Below are 15,814 nucleotides of genomic sequence, written 5' to 3' on the forward strand. Positions count from 1 at the left end.
AGGCCCGCCGCAGCACCAAGACGAGGTTACTTCCATGTCTTCTGTTTCCCCCCCCCAAAGGGGCACGGGCGCGCTGGCGAAACGCGAGGCCCGTCTGGCTTGGTCCCTTCTGGCTCCGACAATTGCCACTGTGTCGCTTGTCGTCATTCTGCCGCTGCTCGCGATCTTCTGGATCAGTTTCAAGCCGGTGGGGCTGTCCGACCTTCGGGCTCCGACGCCTGCCGTGCGTGAAAGCCTGCGTGGGTCGGGTGATGATCTGCGCATCGAATACCGCGTGCGCAACACCAGTCAGGATCGCGCCATTACCGGTGTGACCCTGCGCGACACTCTGCCGTCGATGTTCACCGTGACGGGCGATGTATCGTCCGTGTGTTCGCTGACCGGGCAGGATCTGTTGTGCGAATTTGGGGATCTAGAGGGTGGATTTCGGGATCGCCTACGTATTCCGGTCACTATTGATGGGGATCAGGATACAGCCGAGGCGGCCGCAGAAGGAACCGAGCCTGTTGTCACGGGGTCCGGGAACTCGGTCCTGACTTCGGGCGAGTTTACGTTTCAGAACTTCGCCCGTGTCTTTGACGGGGACGAGTTCTGGGGCGTTCTTGGTGTAACCTTGTTTTATACGGTCGTGGGCACCATCGGCGCGCTGGCTTTTGGCCTGTTCGCGGCCCTTTTGCTGAACAAAAGTTTCCGGGGCCAAGGTGTCCTGCGTGGGCTTTACCTGTTTCCATATGTGGCCCCGGTGATTGCGGTGGCGTTTACGTGGGTCACGCTGTTTGATCCGTTCTCGGGCTCGGCCAATGCGCTGTTGATCCAGATGGGCGTCAGTGAAAGCGCCATCAACTTCTTTGGCGACCGCCCGCTGGCGCTGATCATGGTCACCGTGTTCGAGATTTGGCGCTATTTCCCACTGTCTTTCCTGTTCATCCTTGCGCGGATGCAGTCCATCGACACCGATATGTACGAGGCCGCAGACATGGACGGAGCCTCGCCCTTCCAAAAATTCTGGTATCTCAGCGTGCCCCAGCTTTTGGGCATTCTGTCGGTCCTGTTCCTGCTGCGCTTCATATGGACCTTCAACAAGTTCGACGACATCTTCTTGCTGACCGGCGGCAACGCGGGCACGCGGACCTTGACCGTGAACGTGTATGAACAGGCATTCGCCATTTCGAACATCGGGGCAGGGGCCGCCGTGGCCGTAGTGATCTTGATGTGTCTGATCTGTTTCAGCTTCTTCTTTTTCCGCTTCATCAGTCGCGAGGAAGGCCTATGAATACGTTTCGTTTCGGATATGTCACTGGCCCGATCTTGGGCGCGCTGTGGCTGTATGTTCTGGCAATCACCTGGGCAGTGGCCATGTCCTTTGCGACGGGCGACGGCTTCCGCCCTGTCCTGTGGGCCAGCCTGTTTTGGGGTGCTGCCGCCGGGCTGATCATCGTACGCCTGCCGGGTATCACCGGTATCTTGGCGGCGGCGGCTTTGACCGGTCTGCCGATCCTTCTGGGTGTCGGCCCCATTGTGACAGGCGAGAATGTGGGGCTGTTTTCTACAGTCTTCGCGATCGTCACACTTGCGGCCATACTGGCCTATTCGTTGTCGAAGATCCTTCAGGACATGCCCTTTGGCAGCCTGACACGGCACGAATTTGAAGAGGCTCTGATCCGGTTCCTAACCGGCAGCGGCTATATCTTCTTCACGGCCATTGTGGTCATACCCTTCTATGTGATGGTGATGACCAGCCTGAAATCGCAACAGGCTTTGCTGCAAAACCCGCTCGATTTCTCGATTGATCTGGGGCAGGGCTGGGGACTTCTACGCAGCTATGCTGAGCTTTTCGCGGATTTCGGTTTTGGCCGCTACCTGTGGACGTCGTTCTATGTGTCGGTCCTGACCGTGTTCATCACGCTTCTGTTCAGCGTGCCCGGCGCCTATGCGGTGGCGCGGTTCCGGTTTAAGGGGCAAAAGGCGTTCTCGCGCTCGATCCTGTTGATTTACATGGTGCCGATGATCGTTCTGGCGCTGCCGATCTATATCGCGTTCTCGATGACTGGTCTGCGCAACTCGATCTTCGGGATCGTGATGATCTATCCGGTCACCACCATTCCGGTCGCGCTGTACATGCTGCAAGGGTACTTCCGTGGCCTGCCAACCGAAGTGGAAGAGGCGGGCCTGATGGATGGGCTGTCGCGCATCGCGGTGATCATCAAGATCACCCTGCCGCTCAGCCTGCCTGCGTTGGCATCCGTGTCGCTTTACGTCTTTATGATCGCTTGGAACGAGTTCCTTCTGGCCTTCATGCTCCTGGACGACCCATCGAAGTTTACGCTGACGCGTGGTGTATCGATGCTGAACTCTTCTGAAATTCCCCGGCAACACCTGATGGCTGGCGCGGTGATCGCCACCGTACCCATCATGACGCTGTTCCTGGGGCTTGAACGCTTCATGACCAAAGGCCTGACGGCCGGTTCTGTCAAAGGATAAAAGATGAACGATATGACCCAATGCAACCTTGATCGCGACGCGCGCGCGACCATGGAAGCCAATGACCGTGGCGGATACACCGTCCCCACAAGCGGCCTGTATCCTTATCAGTGGAACTGGGACAGTGCCGTTGCCGCCGCCGGGTTCGCCGAGTTTGACATCGACCGCGCTTGGGTCGAGCTCGAAACGCTCTATTCCGGCCAATGGGACAACGGCATGGTGCCACATATCCTGTTTCACAAGGCCGATCCGGGGTATTTCCCCGGGCCGGATGTCTGGGGCTGCAAGGGTGGGCCGATTGCCTCGTCCGGGATCAGCCAGCCGCCCATCGCGCCGACTTTTGCGCGCATGGTCTGGGAAAAGGACCGTGCAGCGGGGGATGCGCGGGTGCGCGCGCTGTTTCCCAAGATGCTTGCGTGGCACCAGTGGTTCATGGATTGGCGCTTGGACCGGGGTGCGGTTTGCGTCACCCATCCGTGGGAGTCTGGCCGTGACAACGCCCCGGATTGGGACGGCGCCATGGCTGCGATTGATCCTGTCGGCGTGGGTGAATACCAGCGTCGCGACACCAGTCATGTCGACAGCGATGCACGCCCGACGAAGTATGACTATGACCGCTATATCTGGCTGGTGCAGCTGGGCCGTCGCCTGAACTGGGACGAGGCCGCGCTGCTGAAAGAAAACCCGTTCCGGGTGGCCGATCCGACGATGACCTTCTCGCTTCTGCGGTCGGCCCGTGATTTGCTGGCCGTTGGGCAGGCGCTGGATTTGGATGTTGGCGGGCTTGAAGGTGACATCAAGACGCTGGAAGCCGGTGCCGAGACACTTTGGAACCCCGATCTGGGAGCTTATGACTCGCGCGATGTCCGTAGCGGTGAATGGGCAGGCAGCCTGTCGAACGCATCGTTCATGTGCTGGTACGCGGGCATCGACAACCCCGCCATGCAAGCGCCGCTGGAAAAGATGATGCGGGACAGCCCTTATCCGGTGCCCAGCCATCCGGTTGATGGCGAAAAGTTTGACAGCAAACGGTATTGGCGCGGCCCCTCATGGGCGGTGATGAACATGCTGATCGGCGTCGGACTTGAGGATTGCGGCAAGCCACAAGGCCCCGAACTGCGCCAGAAAACCGGCGATCTGATCCGCGATTTCGGGTTTGCCGAATACTATAACCCCCTTGATGGCACTCCTGCCGGGGGTAAATCGTTTACATGGCCAGCCGCAGTTTGGCTGGCTTGGGCCGGGAGGGCGTGATGGGCTCGATTACACTGGATAAAGTCGAAAAATGGTTCGGCGAAGTACAAGTTATCAAAGGCATCGATCTAAAGATCGAAGATGGCGAGTTTGTCGTTTTCGTTGGTCCGTCTGGCTGTGGGAAGTCCACACTTCTAAGGATGATTGGCGGGCTTGAAGACACCTCGCGCGGGGCAATGTTGATTGACGGAAACGATGTGACCGACCAGCCGCCTTCGCGCCGGGGTTTAACCATGGTGTTTCAGTCCTATGCGCTGTACCCGCACCTGTCGGTCGCCGAGAATATGGGCTTTTCGCTGAAAGTGGCGGGTGCTCCCAAATCCGAGATCGAAGAGCGTGTGAACTATGCCGCCGAGGTTCTGAAGCTGGATAGCTATCTGGATCGACGCCCCAAGGACCTGTCCGGCGGGCAGCGACAGCGCGTGGCCATCGGTCGTTCGATTGTGCGCGATCCCACGGCGTTTCTGTTCGACGAACCCTTGTCAAACCTCGATGCCGCCCTGCGGGTCGAGATGCGCTATGAAATTGCGCGTCTGCATAAGAACCTGAACCGGACCATGATCTATGTGACCCACGATCAGGTCGAGGCGATGACGCTTGCCGACCGGATCGTAGTGCTGGAATTCGGTCACATCGCACAGGTCGGCACCCCGCGCGAGCTGTATGAGCGTCCGCAAAACCTGTTCGTGGCGCAGTTCATCGGCAGCCCCAAGATGAATGTCCTGTCCTGCACAACAGATGGCGGTAAGTTTGCCCTAAGCTGCGGCGGAGGCGGGGACTATTCTCTGGCCAATCCTGCGGCGCATCTGGGCATCCGGCCCGAGCATATCACCGTGACCGAGACCGGGCAGGGCAACTGCGATGGCCGCGTTGATGTGGTCGAATACCTTGGGGCCGACACGTTCCTTGTGCTGGATTGCGGTGCAAGCGGATTGATGACAGTGCGCATCAATGGCGACACGGATTTGCAGGTGGGCGACGTGGTTGGGTTGGGTTTTGACCCTGAAAAGCTGCACTTCTTCGGCACTGACGAACAGCGCGTGGCGGACTGAAGATTCGGTCAGCCAGTGCACCCTTAAGGCTAGTCAATCCTCGGTCAGATAATTTCCGACACTCGGTCCTCGATAGGCGGATGTCAGGTCGTCGTGCACCTCGGATCCGTCTTTTAGAAAGGGCAGGATGCCGCGCCGCAGAGACCGGCCACGCCCTTCGCGAATTTGTTCGTCTGATTTGGTAACCCGCTGGCTCATCCGGCGACCCCATTGGCCGAGCATCTCGTACAGGCGGGCGATCTGGTCCTGATGCGCGTTGCCCCGCGCCAGATCGTCCAGCTCGTCCGGGTCGGTTTCCAAGTCAAACAGCATTGGGCGCAATCCGCCCTCGGCATGCATCAGTTTGTAGCGTCCGTCGAAGACCATAAACAGCCGCGCATCACGAGGGCTGACGCCCAGTTTGTCGCAGATCGGCGTGGACGAATAGTCGTATTCGCTGATCGCAAACTCGCGCCAATCCGGCGTCTCGCCACGTAGCCAGGGCATCAGGCTGTGGCCCTCCAGAATGTGATCGGCGACCTTGCCGCCCGCCACCTCGACAAAGGTAGGGGCAAGGTCGATGGCTTCGACCAACGCGTCACAGGTGGTACCGCGGGTGGCGTCCGCCGAGGGGCGCGGATCGGCGATGATCAGCGGCACCTTCACGGACGGTTCGTGGAACAAATCCTTCTCGCCCAACCAGTGATCTCCCAGATAATCCCCGTGATCCGAGGTCAGAACAATCATTGTATCCTCCACCTGCCCTGTGGCGTCCAGATGATCCAGAATGCGTCCCAAGTGGTCGTCGCATTGCTTGATAAGACCCATATAGGCGGGGATGACCTTCTTGCGCACTTCGTCATGCTGGAAGGCGGCGGAGATCTTGTTTTGCATGAAAGCGTCAAAAACGGGCTGCGCGTTCTGGCGTTCGTCGTCCGAGCGCACTGCGGGCGGCACATCATCTGGCCCGAACATGTCGTGATAGGGCGCGGGCACGATATAGGGCCAGTGCGGTTTGATATAGCTGACATGCGCGCACCACGGACCTTTGGCCTGATCCATGAAGCGCAGGGTTTCCGACGTCAGCCACGCGGTTTCGCTGTCTTCCTCGCGGATGTTGGCGGGTTTGTCGGCGTTGTCGAACATCCAGCCGCTGGCAATCTCGCCATCTTCCACACCTGCGTTGGCGTTGACGGACCACGGATTTTCGGCCTCGTAACCTTTTGACTTCAAATACGCATTATAGGGCGAGTGCTTTTCGTCATAAAACCCGTCCGGCCCCTCGGCCCACAACCCGTCGTCACGCACCCAGACATCAAATCCGCACTCGGCCTGACGCGCGCCAATGACGCTGTCGGGCGCGATGCCAAGGCGTTTCATCCCCTCGGCGTCGACCTTCATATGGGTCTTGCCCAGCAGCCAGCAGTCCATTCCTGCCTCGCGCAGGTGATCGCCCATCGTGTGTTCGCCGACGCGCAGCGGGAAGCCGTTCCACTGCGCCCCATGGGACGAGGCATAACGGCCGGTATAGGTGCTCATCCGGCTGGCGCCACAGATCGGCGACTGCACATAGCAATTGGTGAAGCGCACGCCGCGCGCCGCGACGCGGTCGAAATTGGGGGTCTTCAGCGTGGGATGACCAGCACAGCTGAGGTAATCAAACCGCAGCTGGTCATACATGATGAAAAGAATGTTCATGGCTGCCCCTCCACCGGCGTTTTCCGCACGGTAGGGCAGGGGGCGCCGATCAGCAATGGGTGATCAGATCTGGCGGCCTTGGAGCAGGCGCGGCAGATCTCCGGTCAGGCCAGCGGCCTCGCGGATGAAGTTGCGGCGTAGGCCGGGCATGGCATTTACTGCGCCCAACCCAATGTCGCGAGCCATGCGCAGGATGGGATTGTCGTTCGAGAACAGACGGTTGGTGGCTTCCGTCATCATGACCATTTGCGACACGTCCCAGCGACGCCACTGTTGATACCGCTCCAGCACGTCAAGACGACCAATGTCTTCGCCACGACGGCGGGCCAACGTCAGAACCTCGGCCAGCGCGGCCACGTCTTTCAATCCAGCGTTCAACCCTTGCCCCGCAATTGGGTGCATCCCGTGGGCAGCGTCCCCCACCAGCGCCAAACGATCCGCGACGAAACTGTTCGCAACTGTCAGGTTCAGCGGATAGGTGAAGCGCTTGCCCGCAAGGCTGATATCTCCAAGGAAAGACCCGAAACGCGGGCGCAGCTCTTCCAGATACCCTTCGTCATCCAGCGCATGGATGCGTGCAGCCTCGTCATGGGTTTCGGTCCAGACGATCGAGCATTGATTGCCCGGAAGCGGCAGGATCGCCAAGGGGCCGGCGGGCATGAAGAATTGATGTGCGGCACCATTATGGGGCAATTCGTGATCAATTGCGCAGACCAAAGATGTCTGCCCATAATCATGCCCATGCCGCTTGATGCCCGCGCGTTTGCCGGTGCCGGATTTGCGCCCATCGCAGCCCACAACCATGCGCCCCGTCAGACGCTTGCCCGAGGCAAGTTCCAACGTGACCGAGGCAGGGTCGATCACCTGATCCACCACCGTATCCTGATCAATCAGCGTGACATTCGGATGCGCCTCGACCGCGTCCAGAAAGGCGCGGGACAGGAAGCGATCCTCGACCATGTATCCCATCGGGCCTTCATCGATCTCGGCGTGGTCGAATTCCAAAACGAACGGGCCGGGGCCTTCGCCCGGGCGACCGTCGGAGATGCGGATATCTAGAAGCGGCTGCGCGTGTTCGGCCACTTTCGGCCAAACACCAAGGGCTGCCAGCAGGCGCTGCGATGCCAGTGCCAGCGCATAGCCGCGCCCATCGAAATCATCGCCCCCGCGCGCCCCTTTTGGCAGCGCATCGACCACCGTGACTTTGAACCCAGTGTCCCCAAGGGCCAGCGCCAAGGCGGGTCCGTTCAGGCCTCCGCCCACGATCAGGATATCGGCATCATATGTCATACCCTCTTTCTGCCCGTGCTAATTGGGATTGTCCATGCGTCGTCCTCTCGTTACCGTCCTTTGAGCAGTTATAAACGGAGGCAAGGATGAGCAACGCTTGGCTGACCATGAGCATGGGGGATCTGGGCCGGGGCATCGCCAAAGGCGAGATTGACCCGCTGGACCTTACGCGCACCTATCTGGATGCGATCAAAGCCCATCCCTTTGCCGACCGCATTTATGCCCGTTTGACCGAAGACCGTGCCTTGTCCGAGGCCCGCGCTGCGTCCCAACGTGCACGAGTTGGGCAGCGTTTGGGTCTTCTTGACGGGGTTCCAATCAGCTGGAAAGACCTGTTTGATACGGCTGGTACGGCGACGGAATCTGGGTCTGCCCTTTTGAAAGATCGTGTGCCCGATCAGGACGCCGAAGTTCTGCGCAACGTTACTGCTGCAGGGATGATCTGCCTTGGCAAAACGCATATGAGCGAACTTGCGTTTTCAGGCTTGGGTCTTAACCCCATCACCGCGACCAGCCCTTGCGTAAACGACCATGATGCCGTGTCGGGTGGCAGCTCGTCTGGTGCCGCCACATCTGTTGCATTTGGCCTTGCCGCATGCGGGATTGGCTCGGACACAGGAGGGTCAGTAAGGATCCCGTCCGCTTGGAACGATCTTGTTGGGTTGAAAACGACCTCGGGGCGGGTGTCGTCGAAAGGCGTGGTGCCCTTGGTGGCCAGCTTTGACACAGTCGGCCCCCTGTGCCGAACAGTCGAGGACGCGGCCCTGATGTTGGCCGCGCTTGAAGGCGGCGCGCCTGCCGATCTGCGCGGCGCATCCTTGAAAGGGACCCGTCTTCTGGTGCTTGAAAACGGGTTTGACGGTTGCCGGGACGAACCTCTGGCCGGATTCGACAGTGCGCTGGGCCGCATTATGGACGGTGGCGCGACGGTCGACCGTCTGCACCTTCCCATCGTAGACGAAGCGCTGGCGATGTCCGGTGTTCTGTTTACTACCGAAGCCTACGCCACATGGCGCGAAGAGATTGAAGCCCAGCCTGATCTTATGTTTGCCGAAATCCGCGAGCGTTTCATGGCGGGTGCGTCCTTTTCAGGCGCGGATTTTGTGGCAGCGTGGCAGCGACTTGAAGCCATCCGCGCCGAGTTTTTGGCCGAAGTGGCCGGGTACGACGCCGTGGTCCTTCCGACCTCGGTCATCATGCCGCCTAATGTGGAACGCCTGATGTCGGACCATGACTATTACGTCGAAGAAAACCTTTGGGCGTTGCGCAACACGCGGATTGGCAACCTTTTGGGCTTGTGCGGGCTTAGCCTGCCGACCGGGTTGCCCTCGACTGGGTTCATGCTTTTGGGTGCGCCAATGGGCGAAGAACGATTGCTGCGCGTCGGCGCCGCTTGCGAGTCCGTGTTGTCCTAAAAGCCACAACTACCTGTTCCAACTGCTGAGTTTTGCTGTGAATTTCTGGACCAGCCGGGATTTGCAAGCTATCGTCGATCCTAACGGGGCGACATGATCCCGAAAACTGAGGCAGTATAAAGACGTTCCAATGACGTTTCCCGAGCGGTATTCCGGCTTGCCCGAATATGCATTCCCGCGTTTGCGGACCCTTCTCGACGCACATGCGCCGGGTGGAGAAGTCATGCATATGACGATTGGCGAACCCAAGCACCCGTTTCCGAACTGGGTGCCTGAAGTGTTGGCCCAAGCCGTTGATGGATTTGGGAAATATCCGCCTAACGATGGTGCGCCCGAGCTGCTGAATGCGATCTCGGGATGGCTGGATCGGCGCTATGGCGTGGATGTACCGACCGATCAAATCATGGCCTTGAACGGCACTCGCGAAGGTCTATTCAACGCGCTTATCGCCCTTTGCCCAGAACAGACGTCGCGTGGCGAAAAGCCCGTCGTTCTGATCCCTAACCCGTTTTATCAGGTCTATGCGGTTGCCGCGGTGACGGTCGGTGCGGAACCCGTGTTCTTGCCCGCGACGCCTGACAATAACTTCCTACCGGATTATTCTCAGCTTTCGCCCGAGATCCTGAACCGGACTGAAGTGGCATTTATTTGTTCGCCAACCAATCCTCAGGGTGCGGTGGTAGATCGCGATTACTGGGCCAACCTGATTGCATTGGCCGAGAAGTATGATTTCAAGATCTTTGCGGATGAATGCTATTCCGAGATCTATCGTGACACCCCGCCCCCGGGCGCGCTTGAGGTCGCTCGCCAAGGTGGAGCAGATCCGGAGCGTGTGACAATCTTCCATTCGCTGTCTAAACGCTCGAATTTACCCGGGCTGCGCTCGGGCTTCGTGGCCGGCGGGCCGGAAAGCATCAAGCGGGTGCGTCAGCTGCGCGCCTATTCCGGAGCGCCTTTACCCTTGCCGCTGCAACGCGTCGCAGAACGTGCGTGGACGGACGAGACGCATGTGGCTGAGAACCGCGCTCAGTACCAAGAAAAGTACCAGATCGCGGACGAAATTTTTGCCGGAGTCGAGGGTTACAGGCCCCCTGAAGCCGGCTTTTTCCTGTGGCTGCCCGTCGAAGATGGCGAAGCCGCAGCGATGAAACTGTGGACCGAGACTGGCGTACGGGTGCTGCCCGGCGCGTATCTGTCGCGGGACGTGAACGAAGAAAACCCCGGCAAGGGGTTCATCCGGGTCGCCATGGTGGCCCCAAAAGAAGACATGACGCGCGGACTGATCCAGATCCGCGACGGTCTGTACAAGTAAGGACGAGGTGGCATGGCGTATCAGGCGAAACAACGAGATCCGATCTTTGACAGCACCACGCAAGCGGTGTTGGAACGACGCGGGAAAGAGCTTTTGGGCATCGGATTGATTGCCCTTGGCATCATTATCGCGCTGATCCTTGGCAGCTATTCGCCCGAAGATCCCGGTTGGATGTCGGCCACCGAAACGCCTGCACAGAACGCTTTGGGCCGGGTTGGTGCCTTTATCGCCTCACCCTTGTCGGTCATCGCGGGTCTTGGCGCGTGGGCTCTGCCGCTGATTCTTGTGGTCTGGGGTTTGCGCATGACCTTCCATTTCGGCGAAGAGCGCGCCATGGGCCGCCTGATCTTTGCCCCGATCGCCGTCGCCTTGTGCTCGGTCTATGCATCCACCTTGGTGCCGGGCGCGGGCTGGACCCATTCCTTCGGCCTGGGCGGCCTTTTCGGGGACACCGTTCTAGGCGCAATTCTGGCAGCCCTTCCGGTCAGTGCGGGCGCTGGGTTGAAAGTCATGTCGGTCCTTGCCGCTGTTGCTGCTTTGATCGCGACCCTATTTGTGCTTGGTCTGGACAAACCCGAACTGAAGCGCATCGGTCATTTCTTGGTCGTTGGCGTCGTCGTAACTTATGCTGGCATCGTGTCCCTTCTGGGCAAAGGCGCAAAAGGCGCCGCCACGGGCGCTGCTGCCACGGCCCGTACAATGCAAGCCCGTCATGCTGCCCGCAAAGAACAGCAGGCGCAGGAAGAATATGATGACGTGTACGAGGAAGAATTCTCGTCCCCGCCGCCCCTGCGCACTGCGCGCGTTATGCGCCCGGAACCCCCGATGCATGCCGAGCCCGAGGCCTTTGTGCATGAAGAACCTGCCCCGGCCCCGCAGAAACAGGGTTTGTTGGCGTCCTTGATGCGTCGCAATGTGGAACCCGAGCCCGAGCTGGTAGAACCTGCTGTTTTCGAAGGGGAAATCCCAGACGAATTGGGCGGCGAGGATCGCATTCGCGCCAAGATCTCGATGGCATTGAAGAACCGCTCGCGTCAGATGCCTATTGCCAATCCGATGCGTGCCGAACCTCCGTTAGAGCGTGCTGTGTCACGTCACCGTCGAAGCCCGGATCCGATGATCTTGAACACCTCGATGCCCGCCGAGCCGGACATGGACGTGCCGATGGAAGATCCCTATGCGGAACCGTACGCCGCGCCGATGGTCGAAGCACCGATGGTTGAAGCGCCGATGGTAGAGGCACCCGCGCCTGCACCAATGACCGCAGAGCTGACTGAAGACGATGACATGATCGTCGAAGACCTGATGGCACCCGCCGCAGAACCCGAGGCACGTGTGTATACGCCGCAGCATTCGGGCTTTACTCAGCCTGCCAAAAAGGTTGTGCAACACCCGCCGAAAAAGCCTGTCCAACCCTCGACCCGTGCAAAGGCCGAGGCGCAGCCAGCGTTGAAATTCGAGGACGCCCATCCGGGCTATGAACTGCCGCCGCTGAACCTGCTGGCCAACCCCGCTTCGATCGAACGCCACGTTCTGTCGGACGAGGCGCTGGAAGAAAACGCGCGGATGCTGGAAACCGTTCTGGATGACTATGGCGTGAAGGGCGAGATCGTGTCGGTTCGCCCCGGCCCCGTCGTCACCATGTACGAGCTTGAACCCGCCCCTGGTTTGAAAGCCAGCCGCGTGATCGGCCTAGCTGACGACATTGCACGCTCGATGTCGGCCCTGTCGGCACGTGTCTCGACCGTGCCCGGCCGATCGGTCATCGGGATCGAACTGCCCAACGAAAAACGCGAGATGGTGTCCTTCCGCGAGATCCTGTCGACCCGCGATTTCGGCGACGGCAATCAGCGACTGCCGTTGGCGCTGGGCAAGGATATCGGTGGCGAGCCCGTCGTGGCAAACCTTGCCAAGATGCCTCACCTGTTGATCGCAGGGACGACCGGCTCGGGTAAATCCGTAGCCATTAACACGATGATCATGTCGCTGCTTTACAAGCTGACGCCGGAAGAATGCCGGATGATCATGATCGACCCGAAGATGCTGGAACTGTCCGTGTATGACGGCATCCCGCATCTGCTGTCGCCCGTTGTGACCGACCCGAAAAAGGCGGTCGTTGCCCTGAAATGGGTCGTGGGCGAGATGGAAGAACGTTATCGCAAGATGTCCAAAATGGGCGTGCGTAACATTGAAGGCTATAACAGCCGTGTCGCCGATACGCTGGCCAAAGGCGAGATGTTCGAGCGTACCGTTCAGACTGGCTTTGACGATGATACCGGCGAACCGATCTTCGAGACCGAGGAATTCGCCCCCGAGAAACTGCCCTTCATCGTCGTTGTGGTCGACGAGATGGCCGACCTGATGATGGTTGCAGGCAAGGAAATCGAAGCTTGCATCCAGCGTTTGGCGCAGATGGCGCGTGCCTCGGGTATCCACATCATTATGGCCACGCAGCGTCCGTCGGTTGACGTGATCACCGGCACAATCAAAGCGAACTTCCCCACCCGGATCTCGTTCCAAGTGACGTCGAAAGTCGACAGCCGCACCATTCTGGGTGAACAAGGCGCCGAGCAGCTTTTGGGCATGGGTGACATGCTTTACATGGCAGGCGGTTCCAAGATCACCCGCGTGCACGGCCCGTTCGTGTCGGACGAGGAAGTCGAAGAAATCGTATCGTATCTGAAAAGCTTCGGCCCGCCCGAATATGTGGGCGGCGTGTCCGATGGTCCGGCTGAAGACAAAGCCGACAACATCGACGCAGTTCTTGGTCTGTCGACAGGCGGCAACACCAATGGCGAAGATGCGCTTTACGATCAGGCGGTTACGATCGTCATCAAAGACCGCAAATGCTCGACATCTTACATCCAGCGCAAACTGGGCATCGGCTATAATAAAGCCGCGCGTCTGGTTGAGCAAATGGAGGACGAGGGGCTGGTCTCGGCGTCCAACCATGTGGGCAAACGCGAGATTCTGATCCCCGAACAGCAGTAAATCTTCCGGACAACGATCCGGATTGCGTCGTCCCTTTGGGGGCGGCGTGTTTCCTAACGATAACAATACTGAGGCAAACCAATGATCCAACGTCGTCACTCAACCGACCGCATGAGCCAGAGCGTCACCCACAAAAGTGTCGTCTATCTGGCCGGTCAAGTCGGCACCCCCGGCAACAGCGTGGCCGAGCAGACCCGCGAATGTCTGGAGCAGATCGAAACGCTGCTTGAGGAAGCCGGATCCTCGACCAAGCACATGCTGCAAGCCATCATCTGGATGGCAGACATGAAAGACTTCGCCGAAATGAATCAGGTCTGGGACGCTTGGGTTCCCAAGGGTCATGCCCCCGCCCGTGCCACCGGTTCGGCTGATCTGGCGACGCCGGAACACAAGGTCGAAGTGATCGTTACTGCCGCTGTCGCGGAATAACCACGCCCCTTGAAAGGCGCGTTATCGCCTATCACCTACTGTTCGGGCTTAAATTCCCCATATCAAACGGGATAAAGTACGCCCGAGCAGTAAAGGTAGAATAGATGACCCCCTTGCGTATGACTTTCGCCGCCCTTGTTTTGGTGGCCACGGCGCTTCCGGCTCAGGCCGAGAAGATCAGCCTGAACGCGATCTCCAATTATTTGAATGGTCTAACGACCGCGAAATCTCAGTTCACTCAAATCAATGATGACGGGACGATTTCGACCGGGACGATTTATTTGAAACGTCCGGGCCGCGCCCGGTTCGAATATAACCCCCCGACCGAGGCCCTTGTGGTCGTCGGTGGGTCTCAGGTCGCAATTTTTGACGGGAAATCCAATGCGGGTCCGCAGCAGTATCCGCTGAGACGTACACCGCTGAACCTTGTGCTGGCGCGGAATGTGAATCTGAACAAGGCTAAAATGGTTGTGGGTCACACCTTTGACGGTACCGCAACGACGGTTGTAGCGCAGGACCCAGATAACCCCGAAGTCGGCACAATCGAGCTGAAGTTCACCTCCAACCCGGTCGAGCTGCGTCAGTGGATTATTACTGACAATGCCGGGACAAAGACCACCGTTCTATTGGGCGAGCTGGAGAAGGGTGGTTCGATGCGCGCGTCGTTGTTTTCGATTACCTACGCAATCCAGCAGCGCGAGCGCCGCTAAGCACTTTAAAATCAGCCTGACCCGAGTTTTCTCGGGTCAGGCTAAATCTTAACGGCAGCGTGCCAGTTGTTGCTGATACATGGCCGAACGAGATCCAACGTTGTCAGCCACACGCAGCAACCAAGATTTCGATTTATAGCTGCCGCGCAGGTACCCGGTGCGCCCTTCGTGATAGGCAAGGTATTGGTTGCGTGCATCATGCAGCGGAATGCCCGTTACATCGCGCGTCTTGTTCATATACCACCCCATGAAATCGGTGGCGTCGTGGATGTTGGTACGGCGCGCGCTGCGACCGCCCTCTTCCTGCTCGTATTCTTTCCAAGTTCCGTCCAGCGCTTGCGCATAACCATAGGCCGAGCTTTGGCGGCCCATCGGCAGTACGCCTAGGACGAATTTCATTGGGGTGCGGGCATCATGCACAAACTTTGATTCTTGATGAATGATTGCCATCTGAACGTGGACGGGGACGCCCCATTTCCGCTCTGTGCGTTCCATCGCGCGTAGAATCTTGGGTTGCTGACGGACAATGCTACAGGCGTTGTCCAAATTGCGCGGCGCTTTCTTGCCGCCACAGGACGCCACAAATGCCACGACCATGGTCGCGAGTATGAGTTTTTTCATCTGCCTACTGCTCTTTGTTTTTTTGTCAGCTTAGCGGATTTTTTGGCAAGTGGGAATCACAAGATCGGGATATTTCGCACCTGCAGCGCAGCTTTGCCTGTTGGGCATGAACCGGATGAATTCGGTGCGGGGTGTTCAAACTGTTTCCAAAATTTTCGGGCATGTCGCATGGACATTGCACGGTGATCAGCGGTAGTCATGGAACAAGAGTAGGACCAATGTTGAAGACACATGCGAAATATCATCTGGGTCAAGTTGTCCGCCACCGGAAGCATCCGTTCCGGGGCGTGGTGTTCGACGTGGATGCGATCTTTTCCAACACCGAAGAATGGTATGACGCCATTCCCGAAGACAGCCGGCCGTCCAAGGATCAGCCGTTCTATCACCTGCTGGCCGAGAATGATCAAAGCTATTACGTGGCCTATGTGTCCGAACAGAATCTGGTCGAGGATCATTCTGGTGAGCCGGTCGAACACCCTGATCTGCATGATCTTTTCGGGGATTTTGAAGACGGGCAGTATCCGCTTCAGGTTCAGTTGAACTAAGCTTTCATCCTTATCAGAACCGCCAAGTTCTTGCAGA

Annotated in this window: 13 protein-coding genes; 10 read left to right on the plus strand and 3 right to left on the minus strand. The window is 58.7% G+C overall.

The window, feature by feature from the left end; all coding sequences use genetic code 11:
- The first annotated feature begins 34 nt into the window (after positions 1-34).
- The 4 genes from ACXAH3_RS08580 to ACXAH3_RS08595 are packed head-to-tail and all read left to right on the plus strand — an operon-like array spanning position 35 to position 4,787.
- On the plus strand, positions 35-1,273 hold the full coding sequence (locus tag ACXAH3_RS08580) for an ABC transporter permease subunit (protein WP_474861658.1): 1,239 nt from the start codon (positions 35-37) through the stop codon (positions 1,271-1,273).
- Positions 1,270-2,481 carry a carbohydrate ABC transporter permease gene (locus ACXAH3_RS08585; RefSeq protein WP_474861659.1) on the plus strand — a complete coding sequence of 404 codons (1,212 nt, stop codon included), beginning with the start codon at positions 1,270-1,272 and terminating at the stop codon, positions 2,479-2,481. Before ACXAH3_RS08580 ends, ACXAH3_RS08585 begins: the two co-directional genes overlap by 4 nt.
- Before the next feature lie 3 nt (positions 2,482-2,484).
- Positions 2,485-3,735 (plus strand): MGH1-like glycoside hydrolase domain-containing protein, encoded by a 1,251-nt coding sequence (locus ACXAH3_RS08590; RefSeq protein WP_474861660.1) that lies wholly within the window; start codon positions 2,485-2,487, stop codon positions 3,733-3,735.
- Positions 3,735-4,787, plus strand: a complete 1,053-nt coding sequence (locus ACXAH3_RS08595) for an ABC transporter ATP-binding protein (protein ID WP_474861661.1) — start codon at positions 3,735-3,737, stop codon at positions 4,785-4,787. Before ACXAH3_RS08590 ends, ACXAH3_RS08595 begins: the two co-directional genes overlap by 1 nt.
- A gap of 33 nt (positions 4,788-4,820) precedes the next feature.
- Here the strand turns inward: ACXAH3_RS08595 and ACXAH3_RS08600 are convergent, their stop codons facing one another.
- Positions 4,821-6,464, minus strand: coding sequence for a sulfatase-like hydrolase/transferase (locus ACXAH3_RS08600; protein ID WP_474861662.1), 1,644 nt, complete (start codon positions 6,462-6,464; stop codon positions 4,821-4,823).
- A gap of 63 nt (positions 6,465-6,527) precedes the next feature.
- Entirely contained in the window at positions 6,528-7,754 is a 1,227-nt protein-coding gene (locus ACXAH3_RS08605; protein WP_474861663.1) for an FAD-dependent monooxygenase, read from the minus strand.
- A gap of 86 nt (positions 7,755-7,840) precedes the next feature.
- Here ACXAH3_RS08605 and ACXAH3_RS08610 point away from each other — a divergent pair, with 86 nt between their 5' ends.
- From ACXAH3_RS08610 to ACXAH3_RS08630, 5 genes are all read left to right on the plus strand, one after another.
- The gene (locus tag ACXAH3_RS08610; RefSeq protein WP_474861664.1) at positions 7,841-9,169 is read left to right on the plus strand and encodes an amidase; all 1,329 of its coding nucleotides are present in this window, start codon (positions 7,841-7,843) and stop codon (positions 9,167-9,169) included.
- Between the two features lie 130 nt (positions 9,170-9,299).
- Positions 9,300-10,481, plus strand: a complete 1,182-nt coding sequence (locus tag ACXAH3_RS08615; protein ID WP_474861665.1) for an aminotransferase class I/II-fold pyridoxal phosphate-dependent enzyme — start codon at positions 9,300-9,302, stop codon at positions 10,479-10,481.
- A 12-nt stretch (positions 10,482-10,493) separates the two neighbouring features.
- Complete coding sequence (locus tag ACXAH3_RS08620) at positions 10,494-13,472, plus strand: DNA translocase FtsK (protein ID WP_474861666.1); 2,979 nt, start codon at positions 10,494-10,496, stop codon at positions 13,470-13,472.
- A gap of 81 nt (positions 13,473-13,553) precedes the next feature.
- Positions 13,554-13,901: a RidA family protein gene (locus tag ACXAH3_RS08625; RefSeq protein ID WP_474861667.1), complete on the plus strand. Its 348-nt coding sequence runs from the start codon at positions 13,554-13,556 to the stop codon at positions 13,899-13,901.
- A 104-nt stretch (positions 13,902-14,005) separates the two neighbouring features.
- Positions 14,006-14,611: a LolA family protein gene (locus ACXAH3_RS08630; RefSeq protein ID WP_474861668.1), complete on the plus strand. Its 606-nt coding sequence runs from the start codon at positions 14,006-14,008 to the stop codon at positions 14,609-14,611.
- A gap of 48 nt (positions 14,612-14,659) precedes the next feature.
- Here ACXAH3_RS08630 and ACXAH3_RS08635 read toward each other — a convergent pair whose 3' ends face one another.
- Entirely contained in the window at positions 14,660-15,232 is a 573-nt protein-coding gene (locus ACXAH3_RS08635) for a transglycosylase SLT domain-containing protein (RefSeq protein ID WP_474861669.1), read from the minus strand.
- A gap of 218 nt (positions 15,233-15,450) precedes the next feature.
- Here ACXAH3_RS08635 and hspQ point away from each other — a divergent pair, with 218 nt between their 5' ends.
- Positions 15,451-15,777, plus strand: coding sequence for a heat shock protein HspQ (gene hspQ / locus ACXAH3_RS08640; RefSeq protein WP_133485093.1), 327 nt, complete (start codon positions 15,451-15,453; stop codon positions 15,775-15,777).
- The last annotated feature ends 37 nt before the right edge of the window (positions 15,778-15,814 follow it).

Source organism: Aliiroseovarius sp. ABM4_368 (genome assembly GCF_056161205.1).